This window comes from Salinilacustrithrix flava, assembly GCF_041228405.1.
Lineage (GTDB): Bacteria > Actinomycetota > Acidimicrobiia > Acidimicrobiales > Salinilacustritrichaceae > Salinilacustrithrix > Salinilacustrithrix flava.
The window spans coordinates 3809172-3828260 of the sequence record NZ_CP133888.1 but is presented as its reverse complement, the minus strand read 5'-3'; the positions used below and the strand labels follow the sequence as shown (position 1 = coordinate 3828260).

Sequence of the window (19089 nt, the reverse complement as noted above, 5' to 3'; positions counted from 1 at the left end):
TGCCGCCCGGTCCGCCGCGCCTGTCGGCTGCGGCACCATCACCCGACCGGGACCGCGACCTCGCGTACCCTGAACCGAGCGGTCGTCCCAACCGAGACCGAGCGGCTGACCCTGGAGGAAACACGACTCATGGCTGCGAACCCGCAGAACTACCTGGCCGTCATCAAGGTGGTCGGCATCGGCGGCGGTGGCGTGAACGCGGTCAACCGCATGATCGACGCCGGCCTGAAGGGCGTGGAGTTCATCGCGGTGAACACCGACGCCCAGGCCCTGCTGATGTCCGACGCCGACGTGAAGCTCGACATCGGTCGTGAGCTCACCCGTGGCCTCGGCGCCGGGTCGGACCCCGAGGTCGGCAAGCAGGCCGCCGAGGAGCACCGCGAGGAGATCGAGGAGGTGCTCAAGGGCGCCGACATGGTCTTCATCACCGCGGGCGAGGGCGGCGGCACCGGCACCGGCGGCGCCGCGGTCATCGCCGAGGTCGCCAAGAGCCTCGGCAGCCTCACCATCGGCGTGGTCACCCGCCCCTTCGCCTTCGAGGGCCGTCGCCGCTCGGTCCAGGCCGAGCAGGGCATCCAGCGCCTGAAGGAGAAGGTCGACACGCTCATCGTCATCCCGAACGACCGGCTCATCACCGTGTCGAACGAGAAGACCTCGATGCTGAACGCCTTCAAGATGGCCGACGAGGTCCTGCTCCAGGGCGTCCAGGGCATCACCGACCTCATCACCACGCCGGGCCTGATCAACACCGACTTCGCCGACGTGAAGATGATCATGTCCAACGCCGGTTCGGCGCTCATGGGCATCGGCTACGCCTCCGGCGAGGGCCGGGCGCTGCAGGCCGCTCGCAACGCCATCTCCTCCCCGCTGCTGGAGGCCTCGATCGAAGGTGCCCGGGGCATCCTGCTCACCATCTCCGGTGGCAGCGACCTGGGCCTGTTCGAGGTCAACGAGGCCGCCGAGGTCATCCACGGCGTCGCCCACCCCGAGGCCAACATCATCTTCGGCACCGTCGTCGACGACGACATGGGCGACGAGGTGCGCGTCACCGTCATCGCCGCCGGCTTCGACCGCTTCGACGGCGAGGCGCCGGCGCCCCGCAGCTCGGGCCAGCGCGACCCGCTGCGGCCGTCCTCGGGCGGCGACCTGGGCGACGTCCTCGGCGGTGACGACGACGACCTCTTCGGCGACGACGGCGACGACGACTTCGACGTCCCGTCGTTCCTGAAGTAGCCCCCGCCGGGGTGGCCCGGTTCGCCTTCACCACCCGCGAGATCGGCGACTTCCACGTCGGCGGGGACCCTGTCGACCTCGAGCACCGGCGCCGTGGCGTCTTCGACGCGCCGTGGACGTGGCTGCGCCAGGTGCACGGCGCCCGGGTCGTGACGGTGACGGAACCGGGCGAGCACGCCGGCGAGGAGGCCGACGCCGCGGTCACGGCCGTCCCGGGCGCGGTGCTGGCCATCCACACCGCCGACTGCGTCCCCGTCCTGCTCCACGACCGCCGGGCCGAGGTGCTGGGAGCGGCCCACGTCGGGTGGCGCGGCCTGCTCGGCGGGGTCCTGGAGGCCACGGTCGAATCGATGGAGCGCCTCGGCGCCACCGACATCCGCGCCACCGCCGGCCCCCACATCCGGGCCCGCTGCTACGAGTTCGGCGCGACGGAGCTGGACGAGGTCGCGGCGCGCTGCGGCGACGATGTCCGCGCCGAGACGGCCTGGGGCACCCCGGCCCTCGACCTGCTGGCCGGCATCCGCGCCGCCCTCGGCGCACGGGCGGTCGACGACTTCGGCGGCTGCACCGCCTGCGAGCCGGGGCGCTACTTCTCGCACCGGGCCCGGGGCGATGCCGGGCGCCACGCGGCAGCGGCCGAGCTCGGCACGTCCCTCGGGTGGGAGGACGTGGCATGACCATCGACGCCGCCGACGTCACCGCCGCGCTCGAGCGGGTGCTGGGCCAGGTCAGCGACGCCGGTGGCGATCCCGACCGGATCACCGTGGTCGCCGTGACCAAGGGCTTCGGCCCGGAGGCACCCATCGCCGCCCTGCGCGCCGGGCTGGTCGAGCTGGGGGAGAACTACGCCCAGGAGCTGCAGGACAAGGCCGAGTCGGTGGCCGCCACCGCCGACCTGCCCGCGCCTTCGTGGCACTTCATCGGACGGCTGCAGTCGAACAAGGTGCGCCTCGTCGCCGACCGGGTCGCCTGCTGGCAGAGCCTCGACCGGGCCTCCGTCGTCGACGAGGTCGCGAAGCGCGCCCCGGGGGCTCGGGCGCTGATCCAGGTCAACGCGGCCGCCGAGGACGGCAAGGGAGGAGCCTCGCTCGCCGAGGCCCCCGACCTGGTCGCACGCGCCCGCGACGGTGGCCTCGACGTCGTCGGGCTGATGGCCGTCGGCGTGGCAGGCGACGCCGCCGCCACCGAATCGGCATTCGCCGCCACCGCCTCGCTCGCCGACGACCTCGGGCTGCCCGAGCGGTCCATGGGCATGAGCGGCGACCTGGCCGAGGCGGTCCGGTCGGGCACGACGATGATCCGCGTGGGTACGGCTCTGTTCGGACCCCGACCCACCCGAGACGGTTCGCGGCCCACGCGACCGACCGTGCGAGACTGACCGACGAGACGAGGAGGCACCGATGGCTGGCGTGTTCCAGAAGGCCATGGTCTGGTTGGGCTTGGCGCCCGACGAGGAGTACGACGACTACCGCTACGACGACGCGGCGCGCCCCGCGCCCGGCGGTCCCACCCGCCAGGGCGGCGGCTGGGGCGGCCAGCAGGGCCCCGGCGGACCGCGCGTCCACCAGCCCCCGCCCGAGCCCGAGGAGCCCGTCGGCTCCTACGGCCGCGGCCAGGGCGGCCGGCCCACCGGTGCGGTCCGCCCGCTGCCCCCGCGTGGACAGGCCGAAGCACCCGCACGCGCGCCCCAGCGGGAGGAGACGCCTACGGTGCGCCCCATGCGCCCCACCTCGGCCAAGCCCACCGTCGTCACGCCGACGTCGTTCGACGCAGCCAAGGACGTCGCCGACCGGTTCAAGGCCAACCAGCCCGTCGTGATGGACCTGTCCGACGCCGACCGCGACCTCGCCCGTCGGCTCATCGACTTCTCCTCGGGCATGTGCTACGCCCTCGGCGGCAACATGGAGCGGGTGACGCCCGGCGTCTACCTCATCACGCCGTCCGGGGTCGAGGTGTCCGCCGAAGAGCGGCGACGCCTCGCCGGCGGCCGCTGACGAGGATCCGACCGTGGGCCTGATCTGCTCGCTGCTGCAGCTGTACGTCATCGTCATCATCGCCGGGGCGCTGCTGTCGTGGTTCCCGACCGAGCCCGGCGGCGGCCTGCACCAGGTCCGCATGGGCATCGCCCGGGTCACCGACCCGGTGATGCTCCCGGTGCGCCGGGCCATCGGCACGAGCTTCGGCGGCATCGACTTCTCGCCGCTCATCGTGATCATCGGCCTGCAGCTGCTCGCCGGCATCATCTGCTAGCGCCACCATCACCCAGTCCTGACGGCGGGGACGCCTAGCATCGTGGCCATGGATCTGACGCCTGATCTGCTCCTCGAGGCCAAGTTCGCTCCCGCTCGCCGGGGCTACGACATGAACGAGGTCGACGACTTCCTCGAGCGCTGCGCCGAGGGCCTCGACGTCCTGCTCGCCCGGCTCCGGGCCGAGTTCGATCGGGCCGAGCGCGCCGAAGCCGCCCTGGTCGAGCTGCGCGCCACCGGCGCCGCGCCGGCCGCCGCCGAGGTCCCGCGCTCCGAGCCCGATGCCGAGGTCATGCCCGAGCCGGTGGCGACGTCCCCGGCCGCCGAGCCCGACCCCGAGCTCGCCAAGGAGCCGATGCGGATCCTCATCGCCGCCGAACGCACCGCCGAGGCCGCCATCGCCGACGCCCGGGCCGAGGCCGAGCGCATCCGGGCCGAGGCCGAGTCCGTGGCCAGCACCACGCGCAGCGAGGCCGAGAACATGTTGGCCCGCTCCCGGGCCGAGGCCGAGGCCGAGGCCCGCCAGGCCGGCGACGAGGCCCGCCGCTCGATCGAGGCGGAGGTCCTCGCTCTGCGCCAGGACCGCGACGTGCTCTCCGCCGACGTCGACTCGCTGCGTGGCTGGCTCGAGGGCCAGCGGAGCCGTCTCCGCACCGCGGCCCAGGACCTCCAGCGCCTCGTCGACGATCCCGACGCCCTGCGCGAGCTGCCCGCCCCCGAGATCCACGGCGGCGACATCGGCACCACCGGCACCGGCACCGGCACGGACACCGGCGACGAGGTCGTGGCCGAGGACGAGCCCGCCCCGCAGCAGGCTGAGGCCGCCGACACCGACGACGTCGTCGATGCCCGATCCGCCGAGGACGTGCATGGTCGACCGACCGGTGCGCTCTTCGACGACGACGAGCCGACCCAGGCCGTCCCGGTCGCCCAGGCCCCCGAGATCAGCCGTCAGCACGCGGTGTTCGACGACGATCGGGCACCGACGAACGGCGCGTTCTTCGGTACCGACGCCATCCGGTAGCTGCCCGCTCGTCTGGCCCGCCTGGGCAGGGGTTCGGCGCCCGGCGTCGAAAGAGTTCCCTTGTGCCCACTTCGCTCCGTCGCGCGGGCCGCTGTCTATGATCCCCGCCGCCGTGCGGGTTCTCGGAAGGTGACGTAAACGTGCTGGTCCTCGTGAGCTTCGGCCTCGTCTTGTTGGCGACGATCCTGCTGGTGGTGGGGTTGCTCGCAGACACCCTGACGCTGATCTACCTCTCGATCGCCGCCAGCTTCACCGCCGCCGTCGTGCTCTACCTGGCCTTCCGGCGGGCCCGGCCCAAGGCCGACACCGACCTCGTGGCGCCCACCCCGATCCCGCCCGAGGGCGCCGAGGACGAGTCGACCGAGGTGGATCCCACCACCATCACGCCCGGGGCCACCACGCCCGAGACCGTGGTCGCCGCCGAGGAGCCCGAGGTCATCGACGCCGAGGACGCCCCCGCCCTGGTCGACGACCCCGCCACCAGCGCAGCCGGCGACGACTGGACCACCGATGCGGACTGGGCCGACGACGGCGAGTTCGACGTCGAGTTCCCGATCGCCGACTACGACGACCTCACCGTCGCCGAGATCATGCCGCTGCTGCCCCAGCTGTACACCGACGAGCTCGGTGTGGTCGCCGAGCGGGAGCGCACCGGCAAGAACCGGGCGGCCATCCTCGACCGCCTCGACGAGCTGGCTGCCACCGGCACCGACGCCGACGCCCTCGAAGCGGCCAGCATCGACGCCGACGACGCCTTCGCCCCGGCGGCCGCGCCGGCCGCCGCCGTGGCCGAGTCGCCCCGCAACGATGCGCTGTCGACGCCCCCTGCAACGCCCCGGCCCGCCCCGGCCCCACCCCAGGTGCCGTCCCTGTCCGACGACGAGGACGACGACGGCTTCGTCTTCCCGATCGCCGCCTACGACGAGCTGGGCGTGGACCAGATCGTGCCGCTGCTCGCCCAGCTCGAGGACGACGAGCTCGAGGACGTCAAGGCCCGCGAGGTCGCCGGGCAGGGCCGCCGGAGCGTCATCGCCGAGATCGACCGCCAGCTCGGCCTCGTCGACGCCGTCGGCGCCAGGGCCGATCGCGACGGCACCTGGGCCGAGCCGGCTCCCGAGCCCGCCCCGGCTCCCGAACCCCGTCCCGCACCGGCGCCCGAGCCGGCCGGGTCGAGCATGCTCGCCATCGCCGGCTACGACGGCCTCACCGTCGCCCAGATCCGGCCGCTGCTGGCCGGGCTCTCCCACGACGAGCTGCGGGCGGTGCTGGACCACGAGGTCGCGCGCGACAACCGCCGCACCATCGTCGCCGACATCGAGCGCCGCCTCGGCGCCGGCGGGCCGGCCCCGACGGCCGCCGCTCGGGCCACGAAGGCGCCGGCCCGCAAGGCGACCAAGAAGGCCACTGCGAAGAAGGCCACCGCCAAGAAGGCCACCACCAAGCGGTCGGCCAAGAAGTCCGCTCGGGCCACGAAGCAGGCGGCGGCACCGAAGTTCCCGATCGCCGACTACGACACCCTCACCGTGGCCCAGATCCGCCCGAAGCTCGCCGGCCTGAGCGAGGCCCAGCTCCGTCAGGTCCAGGCTCGGGAAGCGGACGGTGCCGGCCGCAAGACGATCCTGAACGAGATCGCCAGCCGCTTGGGCTGACCGCCGGCGTCAGGCGCCGGTGCGGTGGACGGCGACGTGGGCGGCGAGCCCGGCACCGACCTCGACGCGGTGCCCGTCGGCCAGGGGCCGGTCGTGCGGCGCCTGCTCCAGGTCGGTGACGAGGCAGGAGTCGGTGAGGAGGCCCTCGTGGGCCTCGATCGCGGCGCGCAGCTCGTCGTGGTGACCGGGGTCGACGACGAGGCGGATGCGGTCGGACACGTCGAGGCCCTCCTTGCGGCGGACCTCGTTGACCTCGCGGGCGAGGTCGCGCACCAGGCCCTCGGCCTCGAGCTCGGGGGTGACGGTGAGGTCGAGCCGGACCAGGCCGGCCCCGCCGGCGAGGGCCGCGGTCGCCTCGGGCTGGTCGGCGTCGAGCTTGCGCACGTAGTCGTCGGGGCCGAAGCGGTGCGAGCCGACGATGAGCTCGTCGGCGTCGGCGTCGTAGGTGTAGTCACCTGACTGCATGGCCTTGACCACGGTCGGGGTGTCCTTGCCGAGGCGGCGACCCACGACCTTGAGGTCGACCTCGAAGCGCTCGGCGCCGAGCAAGCCGGCCTCGGCGAGCACGACGTCTTTGACGTTGACCTCGTCGGCCAGCAGCCCGCGGAAGGCCTCGAGGTGCGCGTTGTCGGTGCCGGCGGCGTCGGCCAGGGAGACGGTGAGGGTCTGCAGGGGCAGCCGGCGCCGCAGGCCCCGCGCCTCGCGGACCGACTTGGCGGCCGAGGCGATGTCGCGCACGAGGTCCATCTGGACGACCAGCTCGGGGTCGTGGGGCAAGGAGTCGGCGTCGGGCCAGTCGGTGAGGTGCACCGAGCCCTCGCCGGTGAGGTCGCCCCAGACCTGCTCGGTGAGCAGGGGCAGCAGCGGAGCCGAGACGCGGCACAGGTGGTCGAGCACGGTGTGGAGCACGTCGACGGCGACCTGGTCCTCACCCCAGAACCGCTCGCGCGAGCGGCGGATGTACCAGTTGTTCAGCGAGTCCAGGAACGACGACACGTCGGCGCACGCGCCGGACAGGTCGAAGGCATCCATCCGGGCCGTGACGGACTCGACGAGCTGGCGGGTCTTGGCCAGCACGTAGCGGTCGAGCACGTGGGTGACCGAGCCGGCGGTGACGTCGTCGGCGGTGAGCGTGCGCCCGGCGCGCAGCGACTCGCCCGCGTTGGCGTAGAGCGCCAGGAAGTACCAGGCGTTCCAGATGGGCAGCAGCACCTGGCGCACGGCGTCCTGCATCGGGCCCTTGGCCGCGACCATGTCGCCGCCGCGCACGGCCGCCGAGCTGAGCAGCGACCAGCGCATGGCGTCGGAGCCGATCGTGTCGAACACCTCGACCGGGTCGGGGTAGTTCTGCAGGCGCTTGGACAGCTTCTGGCCGTCGTCGCCGAGCAGCACGCCGTGGACGACGCAGTTGGAGAACGCGGGGCGGTCGAACAGCGCCGTCGACAGCACGTGCAGCGTGTAGAACCAGCCGCGCGTCTGGCCGATGTACTCGCAGATGAAGTCGCCCGGGAAGTGCCCGTCGAACCACTCCTGGTTCTCGAACGGGTAGTGCACCTGGGCGAAGGGCATCGAACCCGACTCGAACCAGCAGTCGAGCACGTCGGGGATGCGCCGCATCGTGGACTTCCCCGTGGGGTCGTCGGGGTTGGGCCGCGTCAGCTCGTCGATCATCGGACGGTGCAGGTCGGTGACGGCCACGCCGAAGTCGCGCTCGAGGTCCTCGATCGAGCCGTAGACGTCGAGGCGCGGGTGGGCGGGGTCGTCGGACTTCCACACCGGGATGGGGGAGCCCCAGAACCGGTTCCGGGAGATCGACCAGTCGCGCGCCCCCTCCAGCCAGCGGCCGAAGGAGCCGTCGCGGACGTGGTCGGGCACCCAGTTGATCTGCTGGTTGAGCTCCAGCATCCGCTCCTTGACGGCGGTGACGTCGACGAACCAGGACGACACGGCCTTGTAGATGAGGGGCGTGTCGGTGCGCCAGCAGTGCGGGTAGCTGTGCAGGTAGGAGTCGTGGCGGACGATGACGCCGCGCGCCTTGAGGTCGCGGACGATGTCCTTGTTGGCGTCGAACACCTGCATGCCGGCGTACGGCGGCACGTCGGCGGTGAACGCGCCCTTCTCGTCCACCGGGGCGATGGTGGGGATGCCGTGCTCGTCGGACAGCGCCTTGTCGTCCTCGCCGAAGCCGGGGGCGATGTGGACCGACCCGGTGCCCTCGCCGGTGTCGATCCAGTCGGCGCCGAGGATCCGGTGGGCGTTCTCGGTGCCGGCGAAGAAGTCGAAGATCGGGGTGTAGTTGGCGCCGACGAGCTCGTCGCCCGTCACCGTGGCGACCTGCTCCATGTCCTCGAGCTGGCCGGCGTACTTCTCGACCGTGTCGGCGCCCAGCACGTACTCGGTGCCGTCGGCCTCGCGGAACACGGCGTAGGTGATGCCGGGTCCGACCGCGATGGCCAGGTTCGAGGGCAGCGTCCACGGCGTGGTCGTCCAGACCAGCAGGCGCTTGCCGGCGTGGTCGCCCGAGGTCAGCTCGAACCAGACCGTGACGGCGGGGTCCTGGCGCTCCCGGTAGGCGTCGTCCATGCGGGTCTCGAAGTTGGACAGCGGCGTCTCGCACTCCCAGCAGTAGGGCAGGACGCGCTGGCCCTCGTAGGCGAGGCCCTTGTCGTGGAGCGTCTTGAACGCCCACATGACCGACTCCATGAAGGACAGGTCCATGGTCTTGTAGTCGTTGGCCATGTCGACCCAGCGGGCCTGGCGGCGGACGTAGGAGTTCCACGAGTCCGCGGTGCCCGACACGAGGATGCGGCACTCCTCGTTGAAGGTGTCCACGCCGAGCTCCTCGATGGCGAGGCGGCCCGACACGCCGAGGCGCTTCTCGGCCTCCATCTCGGCCGGGAGGCCGTGGCAGTCCCAGCCGAAGCGGCGTTCGACCAGCTTGCCCCGCATCGTCTGGTAGCGGGGGACCGCGTCCTTCACGAAGCCGGTGAGCAGGTGCCCGTAGTGGGGGAGCCCGTTGGCGAACGGCGGACCGTCGTAGAAGACGAACTCGTCGCCGCCCTCGCGCTGGTCGATGCTGCGCTCGAAGGTCTTCTCCGCCTCCCAGCGACCGATGATCGACTTCTCGAGCTCCGGGAACGAGGGGTGGGCGTCGACGTCGGGGTAGCGACCCGACCCTGGGCGTCCGTCGTTCGCAGGCATCCCGCCATGGTAGGGGCGCCCGGTCGTGGCGCCCCAAGGGTTGGGCGGGGCCGGGGGTCCTTGCCGGTGCTCGCGGCGCGGCGTACGCTCTCGGCTCCCCTGTGCGGAGGAGCACCACGTGGCACGTGCCAGCAAGGCCTCTGCGGCCAGCAAGAAGAAGGCGACGACGAAGAAGGCGGCGGCCAACAAGGCCCGCTCCGGCGGGGCGGCCAAGGCCACGTCCAAGACGACGAAGAAGGCGGCCACGAAGGCCGCAGCCAAGAAGTCGGCCAAGGCCACGACCAAGGCCACGACCAAGGCCTCGTCGAAGTCGACAACGAAGGCGGCATCGACCAAGTCGACCGCGAAGAAGGCGCCGGCCAAGTCCGGCCGCGCCAAGAAGTCCTCCCACTTCGACTCGAAGTTCCTCGAGAAGATGCGCAAGCTCCTCCACGCCGAGCGCGACACCTACGAGCGCCAGGCCAAGCAGCTCCGCGCCGAGGCCGACAGCCTCGTCATGGACATGGATCCCGGCGACGTCCAGTTCGACGAGGAGTCGGGCGAGGGCGACACCATCGCCGTCGAGCGAGGTCGCGACCTCGCGCTCGCGGCCCAGGCGATGGACATGATCGAGGAGATCGACCACGCCCTGACCAAGTTCGACGAGGGCACCTACGGCATCTGCGAGGTGTCCGGCGAGCCGATCCCGCAGGAGCGCCTCGAGGCGATCCCGTGGGCCCGGGAGAAGGTGGAGTACAAGGTCGGTGGGTTCGGTCGGCGCTGAGACGACGGCCCCCACGACGCCCGGCGACCCCGCCCCGCGGCCCCGGCGTCCGCTCCTGGTCATCGGTGCCGTCACGGCGCTGGTGGTCGTCCTCGACCAGCTGACCAAGTGGTGGGCGCTCGAGGCCCTCACCGAGCCCACCCGGATCATCGACCTGGTGTGGACCCTGCGCCTGCGGGTGATCTACAACACCGGCACCGCGTTCTCGCTCACCTCCGACAGCGGCCCGATCGTGTCGGTGATCGCCCTGGTCGTGGTCGCGTTCCTGCTGTGGTCGGGTCGCAACCAGCGCTCGCCGTGGGTGCTGGCGTCCTACGGACTCGTCGTCGGCGGCACGTTCGGCAACATGGTCGACCGGGTCTTCCGGGACGGCAACGACGGCGTCCTCGGCGGCGCGGTGATCGACTTCGTCGACCTCCAGTGGTTCCCGGTCTTCAACCTCGCCGACGCCGCGCTCACCGTCGGGATCGGCCTGCTGCTCGTGGTGGGCTTCTTCACCGATGCGCTGGACGAGCCGGCTGAAGAGGAGACTGGGGCATGACCGCCTTCGACGCCGAGCTGCCCGAAGCCCTGGCCGGCGAGCGGCTGGACCGGATCGTGGCCATGCTCTGCGACGTGCCCCGCAGCGTCGCCGGCGAGCTGATCGACGCCGGCGAGGTCCGCATCGACGGCGAGGTCCGCACCCGCCGAGCCGATCGGTTGGACGAGGGCCAGAGACTCACCCTCGACGTGCCCGCCGGGCCGGAGGAGCTCACGGTCGAGGCCGATCCCGACGTCCCCGTCGACGTGGTCCACGAGGACGAGCACCTGCTGGTCATCGACAAGCCGGCCGGCCTCGTGGTCCACCCCGGTGCCGGCAACCCCACCGGCACGCTGGTCCACGGGCTCCTCGCCCGGTACCCGGAGATCGCCGACGTCGGCGAGCCGTTCCGGCCCGGCATCGTGCACCGCCTCGACCGCGAGACCTCCGGGCTGCTCGCGGTGGCCCGCACGGCCGAGGCCCACGCCGGGCTCACCGAGCTGCTCCGGGTGCACGACATCGTCCGCCGCTACCGCACCCTGGTCTGGGACCACGTCACCGAGCCCCGGGGCCAGGTCGACGCCCCCATCGGCCGGTCGACGAAGGACCCGACCAAGATGGGGATCGTCGTCGGGGGTCGGGAAGCCCGCACCGGCTACGAGGTCGTGCGCCGCTACGACGAGCCCGTGCCGGTCACCGAGCTGGTCTGCCACCTCGAGACCGGACGCACCCACCAGATCCGCGTCCACCTGCGCGGCATCGGCCACCCGGTGGTGGGCGATCCCCGCTACGGCGGGGTGCGCCAGACGCTGCCCGCGCCCCGCCAGTTCCTCCACGCCGAGCACCTCGCCTTCCGCCACCCGGTCACCGGCCAGCCGGTCGAGGCCGACAGCCCCCTCCCCGCCGACCTCCGCGAGGTCCTCGCCCGCCTCAGCTGATCGCTGCGTCGAGGCCGTCGTCGTGGGGCGGCGCCGGCCAGGGCTGCTCGCCGTTGGCCATGCGGGCCAGGTCGGCCAGGTGGAGGCCGTCGAGGTGGCGGCGCATGTGCTCGCCCACGTCGGCCCAGACCGCCAGCAGCACGCACTGCCCCTGGTGGTCGCAGGCGCCGTCGGTGTGGGGCTCGCCGAAGTCGCCGAGGGTGATGGGGCCGTCGACGGCGGACACGATGTCGCCGAGGGTGATGTCCTCGGGGGACCGGGCCAGGACGTAGCCGCCGCCGACGCCGCGCTTGGAGCGCACGAGCCCGGCGCCCTTCAGCGCGAGCAGGATCTGCTCGAGGTAGGGCTGGGGCAGCCCGGTGCGGGCGGCGATGTCCCGGACCGAGACGGGGGTGTCGACGCCGTCGAGGGCGAGCGACAGCAGAGCCCTGCTGGCGTAGTCCCCTCTGGTCGACACGCGCATGGCTGGCATCGTAGGCACCCCTGGTGGCGGTGTCCGCGGTGGCGGTCGCTAGCGTGGCGGGCAGTGGCTGATGAACCGCTCATCCCTGACTACGCCGGTGCCTGCGTGTGCAACGTGGCCGCCGTGGTCCAGGACCCCCCCGACGAGCTCGCGGACTGGGTGCCCCGTGCCCTCGCGGGTGCCGAGCAGTCCACCGTGCTGCTCACCCTCGACGGCCTGGGCTGGAACCAGCTCCAGGACCGCCGTGCGATCGCCCCCACCATCACCTCTGTCCTGCAGGGCGGCCCGGTGTCCACGGTCGCCCCGTCGACCACGTCCACCGCCCTGACCTCCATCGTCAGCGGCATGCCGCCCGGCGAGCACGGGGTCATCGGCTACCGCATGTCGATCGAGGGCCAGGTCCTCAACGTGCTGCGCTGGGCCACGGCCGACGGCGACGCCCGCCGGTCCATGCCGCCCGGCGAGTTCCAGCTCCACGAACCCTTCGGCGGCCAGCGCCCACCGGTGGTCACCAAGGCCGAGTTCTCCGAGACCGGCTTCACCGACGCCCACCTCGGCGGCACCCGCTTCGTGGGCTACCGCACGATGGGCACGCTCGTCACCGAGGTCAACCGCCTCGTGCGCAGCGGCGAGCCCTTCGTCTACGCCTACTACGAGGGCATCGACAAGGTCGCCCACGAGTACGGCCTCGCCGACCACTACGACAACGAGCTGCGCTGGGTCGACCACCTCGTGGCCGACCTGCTCGAGGTGCTGCCCGCCGGCACCGTGCTCGCCATCACCGCCGACCACGGCCAGGTCGAGGTCGGCGACCGGCTCGTCGAGCTGGATCCCGGCGTGCGCCCCCACCTGTCGATGCAGAGCGGTGAGGGCCGCTTCCGCTGGCTCCACGCCCGCCCGGGCCGCGCCCGCCAGCTGCTCGAGGCCGCCGAGGCCCACACCGACACCGGCTGGGTGCTGAGCCGCGACCAGATGGTCGACGAGGGCTGGTTCGGCCCACGCGTCCTCGACCACGTGCGGGCCCGCCTGGGCGACGTCGCCCTGGTCGCCCGCGAGCCCGTGGCCTACGTGGATCCGGCCGACACCGGCCCGTACCAGCTCATCGGGCGCCACGGCTCGCTGACCGCGGACGAGATGCTCGTCCCGTTCCTCGCCGCCACCGTCTGAGCGGCTCCGGCCGCCCCGCCGACGACCACAGGAGGACCACGTGCCTGACTCCGAGAGCGCAACCGCTGCCGAGAGCGACGAGGCGGTGGAGCACGGCGAGCTGATCGCCGCTGCCGCCGAGGCCGCCGACGACGGCGAGCAGCAGCAGGAGGCCGTGCAGGAGCCCGGTCGCGTGATGCGCATCGGCGCCATGATCCGCCAGCTGCTCGAGGAGGTGCGCTCGGCCGATCTCGACGAGGCCGGCCGCGACCGCCTCCGGGAGATCTACGACCAGTCGGTGCAGGAGCTCTCCGGTGCGCTGTCCGACGACCTCGCCGATGAGCTGCGCCGGCTCGCCTCACCCTTCGGCGACACCCCGGCGTCCGCGGGCGAGCTGCGGGTCGCCCAGGCCCAGCTGGTCGGCTGGCTCGAGGGCCTGTTCCACGGCATCCAGGCCACCCTCTTCGCGCAGCAGGCGGCGGCCCGCCAGCAGCTCGAGCAGATGCGCCACCAGCTCGAGTCGGGCCAACGTCCCGACGGCGAGCGCGGTCCCGGCCACCCGCCGGGCACCTACCTGTAGGGGGCCGTCAGGGCCCGATCAGCAGGGTGCCCGTGATCTCGTAGGCCTCGCCCCGCTTCACCCGCAGCTCCACCGTGTCCCGCTCGGTGGCGCCCTGGGCGATGCTGCCGATGGCCACCGGCACGGGGGTGCTGTCGAAGCGCAGCTCGACGCTGCCCTTCCAGTCGTGCTCGGTCGTGTTGGTGATGGCGACGAGGACCTCGGCCCGCCCGTCGCGCGCCGAGGTGAGCTGCAGGTCGACCTCGAGGCCGCCGCACAGGCCGAGGCCGACCTCGTCGCGGGTGACGGTGTCGGCCGAGCCGAGCACGGGTGACGTGTCGTCGTCCGCGGTGTCGTCGACCAGCAGCGAGGCCGACACCGCGTCGGTGCAGGTGAGGACGTGGGTGAGCCCGCGCAGGTCCGACGTGGCGAAGGGGATGAAGAAGATCCCGAGCAGGATCACCGTCGCCATCTTCGCCCGGAGCGACATCGGGAGCAGCCACATCAGCGCTCATGGAACCACAGAACGTCTGTCGCGTACGCGTTACGTCGTCGTGGGCTCGAGATCGTGACGGCTCCGCCGCCACGAACCACCGCAACATGGGTCGGCTCGCCTGGCGGCTCGCCTCCTCAGGGTCATCCAGCAGCGGACGGGGTGCGGGTACTGTCCGGCCATGGCGACCCAGGACATGTCGGCGCGGCTGGCCCGCATGGGCTACGGCCGCGCCCGCCTCATGCTCAGCCTCGTGGGTCTGGCCATCCTGGCCGTCCTCGTCGCCGTGCTGCTGGTCCGCAGCGTCGACACCACCGAGGTGGTCGCGACCCTGCTGTTCGCACCGATCTTCCTCCTCCTGCTGTGGTTCCGCCTGCCCGGCGGCCTCATCGGCGCCGCAGCCGCCACCGGCGTCTACGTCGTCCTGCGCGCCGATGCCATCGATGCCGTGGGATGGGGCGAGTTCTCCGCCCTCATCGTCACCCGGGCCATCGCCTACTTCCTCTTCGGCGCCGTGGGCGGCTGGGCCTCGGGCACGCTGTCCATGTCGCTGGACAAGCTCGACCTCTACGACCAGGTCGACGACCTCACCGGCGTCAACAACGCCCGGTTCCTGCTCACCGACGTCGACCTCGAGAAGGCCCGGTCCCAGCGGTACCAGACGGTGTTCTCGGTGTCGTTCCTCGCCATCGACGCCGCGGCGGTCAGCGCGCTCCCGGCCCGCAGGCGCAAGTCGCTGCTGCGCCAGCTCGGCGCCAAGCTCGACGACGGCATCCGAACCATCGATCGCGTCGCCCACGGCTTCGATGGGTCCTGCCACCGCATCGCCACCATCCTCCCCGAGACCGCGGGGGAGGGCGCCCAGGTCTTCCAGGTCCGCCTGGAGGAGCAGATCCGTGCCTTCCTCGCCGAGCACGGCGCCGGCGGAGCCACGGTCGACGGCGACATCGTCACGGTGCCCGGCGACGAGGACGCGCTGGACCGCCACCTGGCCGAGTGGAAGGCCATCGACCAGGCCGAGCACGCCACGCCGCGGAGCTGACCACGCCTCGGACCTGACCCCGGCCCGCCAGCTGTCGGCGGGCCCCTGCTACGGTTCGCTCCCACGAATCACACCGATGTGATTCGTCCACAGCTGTGGACAGCGGCTGTGGATGTCCCTGTGGAAGCCGTCGTCGCGAAGGGGCCCTGGTGGCGGATTCGTTCACCCACCTCCACGTCCACACCGAGTACTCCATGCTCGACGGCGCGGCGCGCCTCGACGAGCTGGTGGCGGCGGCCGCGGCCGACGGACAGCCCGCCCTCGGGATCACCGACCACGGCAACATGTACGGGATCCTGGACTTCTACCGGGCGTGCAAGGACCAGGGCGTCAAGCCCATCCTCGGCACCGAGGCCTACATGGCCCACGACCACCGCACCGAGCGCATCGCTGCCCGCGGGAAGATGGACGACTCGGGCGGCGAGGGCGAGGGCGGCAAGAAGCCCTGGTACCACCTCACCCTCCTGGCCGAGAGCGAGGTCGGCTACAAGAACCTGATCCAGCTGGCGTCCCGGTCCTTCATGGAGGGCTACTACCGCAAGCCCAAGATCGACTGGGAGCTGCTCGAGGAGCACAGCGAGGGCCTCATCGCCACCACCGGGTGCCTCGGCGGCCACGTGCTGCAGGCCATGGTCCCCAAGGCGATCATGGACCCGGACAAGCAGCAGGCCGATCCGCTCTCCGAGGACGAGCGCTTCGACAACGCCGTCAAGCTGGCCGGGCGCCTGCAGGACATCTTCGGTCGGGACAACCTCTTCGTCGAGCTCCAGGACCACGGCATCCCCGCCCAGCAGTGGTCCAACCCCCGCCTGGCCCAGCTGGCCAAGGCCATCCGGGCGCCGCTGCTGGCCACCAACGACAGCCACTACGTCCACCGCGAAGATGCTCTTTCGCATGATGCTTTGCTCTGCGTCCAGACGAACTCCCTCGTCAGCGACAAGAACCGCTTCAAGTTCCACGGCGACGACCACTACCTGAAGTCCGCCGAGGAGATGCGGTACCTCTTCCGCGAGCTGCCCACGGCGTGCGACAACACGCTCTGGGTGGCCGAGCGCTGCGAGGTCGAGATCGAGTTCGGCAAGCCCCAGCTGCCCAACTTCCCGCTGCCGCCCGGCTTCGACAGCGATGACGACTACCTCCGCCACCTCGTGTTCGAGGGCGCGAAGAAGCGCTGGGGCGGCACCCTCGACGACAAGGTCACCGACCGGCTCCTGTTCGAGCTCAAGGTCATCGGCGACATGGGGTTCTCCAGCTACTTCCTCATCACCTGGGACCTCATCAAGCACGCCCGGGACAACGAGATCCGGGTCGGCCCGGGTCGTGGCTCGGCGGCCGGGTGCGCGGTGGCCTACACGCTCTGGATCACCGACCTCGATCCCATCAAGTACGACCTGCTGTTCGAGCGGTTCCTCAACCCGAGCCGCATCTCCATGCCCGACATCGACATGGACTTCGACACCCGCTACCGGGACGAGATGATCCGCTACGCGGCCGAGCGCTACGGCCGCGAGAACGTTGCCCAGATCATCACCTTCGGCACCATCAAGGCCCGCCAGGCCGTGCGCGACGCCGCCCGGGTGCTCGGCCACGACTACGGCACCGGCGACCGCATCGCCAAGGCGATGCCGCCGCTGATCATGGGCCGCGACACCCCGCTCTACGCCTGCCTGGAGGAGGTCCCCAAGTACATCGACGGCTACAAGATGGCCACCGAGATCCGGGAGATGTACTCGAGCGACCCGATCTCCAAGGAGGTCATCGACGTCGCCAAGGGCCTCGAGGGCCTGCGCCGCTCCGACGGCATCCACGCCGCCGCGGTGGTGATCACCAAGGAGCCCCTCACCACCTACCTGCCCATCCAGCGCAAGCCGGAGCCGGGCAAGCCCATCGAGGAAGCCCCGGTCGTCACGCAGTACGAGATGCACGGGGTCGAGGACCTCGGCCTGCTGAAGATGGACTTCCTCGGGCTGCGGAACCTCGACATCATCTCCGACACCCTCGACCTCATCCAGATGACCCGGGGCGACATGCCCGACATCGACCACGTCGACCTGGAGGACGAAAAGACCTACGACCTGCTCCGCGCCGGCCAGACGATCGGCGTGTTCCAGCTCGAGTCACCGCCGATGCGCGCCCTCATGCGCTCGCTCTCCCCGGACACGTTCGAGGACGTCGCCGCCCTCGTCGCCCTGTACCGGCCGGGCCCGATGGCGGCCAACATGCACAACGACTACGCCGATCGCAAGAACGGTCGGCAGGAGATCTCCTACATCCATCCCGACGCCGACGAGATCCTCGGCACCACCTGGGGCCTCTGCATCTACCAGGAGCAGATGATGCGCCTGGCCCAGAAGTTCGCCGGCTACTCCCTCGCCGACGCCGATTCGCTCCGTAAGGCTGCGGGCAAGAAGTCCAGAGACATCATGGCCAAGGAGCGGGAGAAGTTCGTTGCCGGCTCCGAGCGGATTGGCTACGGCACCGAGACCGGCCAGGCCTGGTTCGACATGATCGAGCCCTTCGCCGACTACGCCTTCAACAAGTCCCACTCCTACGGCTACGGCTTCATCGCCTACCAGATCGCCTACCTCAAGGCGAACTACCCGGCCGAGTACATGTCGGCGCTGCTCACCAGCGTCAAGAGCAACCTCGACAAGGCGGCCGTGTACCTGGCCGAGTGCCGGGCCATGGAGATCCCGGTCACCGTCGCCGACGTCAACCGGTCGCTGGTCGACTTCGCCCCCGAGCTGAAGCGGGACGACGCCGGCGCCATCGTCGGCGGGGAGATCGTGTTCGGCATGTCCGCAGTGCGCGGCGTCGGCACCGGCCACTGCGAGCTGATCATCGCCGAGCGCGACGAGAACGGCCCGTACGCCGACTTCTACGACTTCTGCGAGCGCGTCGACCTCGGCGTGCTCAACAAGAAGACCGTGGAGGCCCTGATCAAGGCGGGCGCCTTCGACTCGGTGGGGCACCCCCGCCAGGGCCTGCTGATGGTGTTCGAGTCGATCATCGACCGCACCATCGCCCGCCGCAAGGAGGCCGAGGCCGGGGTCATGAGCCTGTTCGACGCCATGGGCGGCGGCGACGACACCAGCACCAGCGGGGGAGGGGGCTTCGGGTTCGACGAGCGCGAGGAGATCCCCGACGTCGAGTTCCCCAAGGCCCAGAAGCTCGCGTTCGAGAAGGAGATGCTCGGGCTCTACGTGTCCGACCACCCCCTCTTCGGCGCCGAGGACTTCCTGGCCCGACGCACCGAGATCGGCCTCGACGCCCTGGCCGAGTGCGAGGACGGGGCCATCAAGACCGTCGGCGGCGTCATCACCAACCTGCAGCGCAAGTGGACGAAAAAGGGCGACCTGATGGGCGTCTTCGTGCTCGAGGACCTCAAGTCCAACATCGAGACCATGGTCTTCCCCCGCACGATGACCGAGCACGGCCACAAGCTGGAGGACGACGCCATCGTCCTGGTCAAGGCCCGCATCGACAAGCGCGACGACACGCCGAAGCTCATCGCCATGGAGATCGAGGTCGTCGAGGGCGTGTCGGACTCGGCGACGCCCTTCCGCCTGCGGGTCATGCCCAACCGCCTCACCGCCGAGCTCATCGCCCAGCTCAAGGAGATCCTCCTCGAGCACCCGGGCGATCACCCGGTGCTGCTGCACCTCGGCGACGAGAAGGTCCTGCGCCTCCCACCCGCCTACGGCGTGGACGCGGAGACCGGGCTGGTGTCGGAGATCCGGGTCCTGCTCGGGCCCGCCGCTCTGGTGGAGTAGGGCGCACAGCTGTTCGGCGTGATTTGCGCGGTGCCC

17 protein-coding genes are annotated in these 19089 nt (G+C 71.4%); 14 read left to right on the top strand and 3 right to left on the bottom strand.

The genetic code is table 11. The annotated features are described in order from the left end of the window. Positions 1 to 129: 129 nt before the first annotated feature. From ftsZ to RGQ06_RS18720, 7 genes are all read left to right on the top strand, one after another. Complete coding sequence (gene ftsZ / locus RGQ06_RS18750) at positions 130 to 1233, top strand: cell division protein FtsZ (protein WP_432427905.1); 1104 nt, start codon at positions 130 to 132, stop codon at positions 1231 to 1233. A gap of 11 nt (positions 1234 to 1244) precedes the next feature. After that, a complete protein-coding gene (locus RGQ06_RS18745; protein ID WP_432427904.1) occupies positions 1245 to 1910 on the top strand; it encodes a polyphenol oxidase family protein in 666 nt (221 codons plus the stop codon). Then, positions 1907 to 2611, top strand: a complete 705-nt coding sequence (locus RGQ06_RS18740) for a YggS family pyridoxal phosphate-dependent enzyme (RefSeq protein WP_432427903.1) — start codon at positions 1907 to 1909, stop codon at positions 2609 to 2611. Before RGQ06_RS18745 ends, RGQ06_RS18740 begins: the two co-directional genes overlap by 4 nt. Before the next feature lie 22 nt (positions 2612 to 2633). Next, a complete protein-coding gene (locus RGQ06_RS18735; protein ID WP_432427902.1) occupies positions 2634 to 3227 on the top strand; it encodes a cell division protein SepF in 594 nt (197 codons plus the stop codon). A 13-nt stretch (positions 3228 to 3240) separates the two neighbouring features. Then, positions 3241 to 3483: a YggT family protein gene (locus tag RGQ06_RS18730; RefSeq protein ID WP_432427901.1), complete on the top strand. Its 243-nt coding sequence runs from the start codon at positions 3241 to 3243 to the stop codon at positions 3481 to 3483. Positions 3484 to 3531: 48 nt separating this feature from the next. Next, complete coding sequence (locus tag RGQ06_RS18725; protein WP_432427900.1) at positions 3532 to 4506, top strand: DivIVA domain-containing protein; 975 nt, start codon at positions 3532 to 3534, stop codon at positions 4504 to 4506. Positions 4507 to 4646: 140 nt separating this feature from the next. After that, on the top strand, positions 4647 to 6155 hold the full coding sequence (locus tag RGQ06_RS18720; RefSeq protein ID WP_432427899.1) for a hypothetical protein: 1509 nt from the start codon (positions 4647 to 4649) through the stop codon (positions 6153 to 6155). 9 nt (positions 6156 to 6164) lie between these two features. Here the strand turns inward: RGQ06_RS18720 and ileS are convergent, their stop codons facing one another. Continuing rightward, positions 6165 to 9356, bottom strand: a complete 3192-nt coding sequence (ileS, locus tag RGQ06_RS18715; RefSeq protein ID WP_432427898.1) for an isoleucine--tRNA ligase — start codon at positions 9354 to 9356, stop codon at positions 6165 to 6167. Positions 9357 to 9474: 118 nt separating this feature from the next. Between ileS and RGQ06_RS18710 the strand changes: the two genes are divergently transcribed. Genes RGQ06_RS18710 through RGQ06_RS18700 form a run of 3 tightly spaced genes read left to right on the top strand, consistent with a single transcriptional unit; the run spans position 9475 to position 11577 of the window. Next, the gene (locus RGQ06_RS18710) at positions 9475 to 10119 is read left to right on the top strand and encodes a TraR/DksA family transcriptional regulator (protein WP_432427897.1); all 645 of its coding nucleotides are present in this window, start codon (positions 9475 to 9477) and stop codon (positions 10117 to 10119) included. Then, positions 10100 to 10660 (top strand): signal peptidase II, encoded by a 561-nt coding sequence (gene lspA / locus RGQ06_RS18705; RefSeq protein ID WP_432427896.1) that lies wholly within the window; start codon positions 10100 to 10102, stop codon positions 10658 to 10660. The genes RGQ06_RS18710 and lspA overlap by 20 nt, the downstream gene beginning before the upstream one ends. After that, complete coding sequence (locus RGQ06_RS18700) at positions 10657 to 11577, top strand: RluA family pseudouridine synthase (protein WP_432427895.1); 921 nt, start codon at positions 10657 to 10659, stop codon at positions 11575 to 11577. The genes lspA and RGQ06_RS18700 overlap by 4 nt, the downstream gene beginning before the upstream one ends. Here the strand turns inward: RGQ06_RS18700 and RGQ06_RS18695 are convergent. Further along, positions 11570 to 12040: an RrF2 family transcriptional regulator gene (locus RGQ06_RS18695; protein ID WP_432427894.1), complete on the bottom strand. Its 471-nt coding sequence runs from the start codon at positions 12038 to 12040 to the stop codon at positions 11570 to 11572. The two genes, RGQ06_RS18700 and RGQ06_RS18695, sit on opposite strands and share 8 nt — an antisense overlap. Before the next feature lie 63 nt (positions 12041 to 12103). Between RGQ06_RS18695 and RGQ06_RS18690 the strand changes: the two genes are divergently transcribed. Both RGQ06_RS18690 and RGQ06_RS18685 read left to right on the top strand, forming a co-directional pair. Beyond that, a complete protein-coding gene (locus RGQ06_RS18690) occupies positions 12104 to 13207 on the top strand; it encodes an alkaline phosphatase family protein (RefSeq protein ID WP_432427893.1) in 1104 nt (367 codons plus the stop codon). Positions 13208 to 13247: 40 nt separating this feature from the next. Beyond that, positions 13248 to 13766, top strand: coding sequence for a proteasome activator (locus RGQ06_RS18685; protein ID WP_432427892.1), 519 nt, complete (start codon positions 13248 to 13250; stop codon positions 13764 to 13766). A gap of 7 nt (positions 13767 to 13773) precedes the next feature. On the opposite strand, the gene RGQ06_RS18680 is transcribed toward RGQ06_RS18685, so the two are convergent. After that, positions 13774 to 14250 (bottom strand): hypothetical protein, encoded by a 477-nt coding sequence (locus RGQ06_RS18680; RefSeq protein WP_432427891.1) that lies wholly within the window; start codon positions 14248 to 14250, stop codon positions 13774 to 13776. Between the two features lie 169 nt (positions 14251 to 14419). On the opposite strand from RGQ06_RS18680, the gene RGQ06_RS18675 reads away from it, so the two are divergent. Next, positions 14420 to 15280, top strand: a complete 861-nt coding sequence (locus RGQ06_RS18675; RefSeq protein ID WP_432427890.1) for a hypothetical protein — start codon at positions 14420 to 14422, stop codon at positions 15278 to 15280. A gap of 149 nt (positions 15281 to 15429) precedes the next feature. Next, positions 15430 to 19053 carry a DNA polymerase III subunit alpha gene (gene dnaE, locus RGQ06_RS18670; protein WP_432427889.1) on the top strand — a complete coding sequence of 1208 codons (3624 nt, stop codon included), beginning with the start codon at positions 15430 to 15432 and terminating at the stop codon, positions 19051 to 19053. The last annotated feature ends 36 nt before the right edge of the window (positions 19054 to 19089 follow it).

Coding starts and splice junctions, on each gene's coding strand:
- ileS (WP_432427898.1), bottom strand. CDS start 9,356: ATGCCTGCGAACGACGGACGCCCAGGGTCGGGTCGCTACCCCGACGTC.
- RGQ06_RS18700 (WP_432427895.1), top strand. CDS start 10,657: ATGACCGCCTTCGACGCCGAGCTGCCCGAAGCCCTGGCCGGCGAGCGG.
- RGQ06_RS18680 (WP_432427891.1), bottom strand. CDS start 14,250: ATGTGGCTGCTCCCGATGTCGCTCCGGGCGAAGATGGCGACGGTGATC.
- RGQ06_RS18725 (WP_432427900.1), top strand. CDS start 3,532: ATGGATCTGACGCCTGATCTGCTCCTCGAGGCCAAGTTCGCTCCCGCT.
- RGQ06_RS18740 (WP_432427903.1), top strand. CDS start 1,907: ATGACCATCGACGCCGCCGACGTCACCGCCGCGCTCGAGCGGGTGCTG.
- ftsZ (WP_432427905.1), top strand. CDS start 130: ATGGCTGCGAACCCGCAGAACTACCTGGCCGTCATCAAGGTGGTCGGC.
- RGQ06_RS18735 (WP_432427902.1), top strand. CDS start 2,634: ATGGCTGGCGTGTTCCAGAAGGCCATGGTCTGGTTGGGCTTGGCGCCC.
- RGQ06_RS18675 (WP_432427890.1), top strand. CDS start 14,420: ATGGCGACCCAGGACATGTCGGCGCGGCTGGCCCGCATGGGCTACGGC.
- RGQ06_RS18695 (WP_432427894.1), bottom strand. CDS start 12,040: ATGCGCGTGTCGACCAGAGGGGACTACGCCAGCAGGGCTCTGCTGTCG.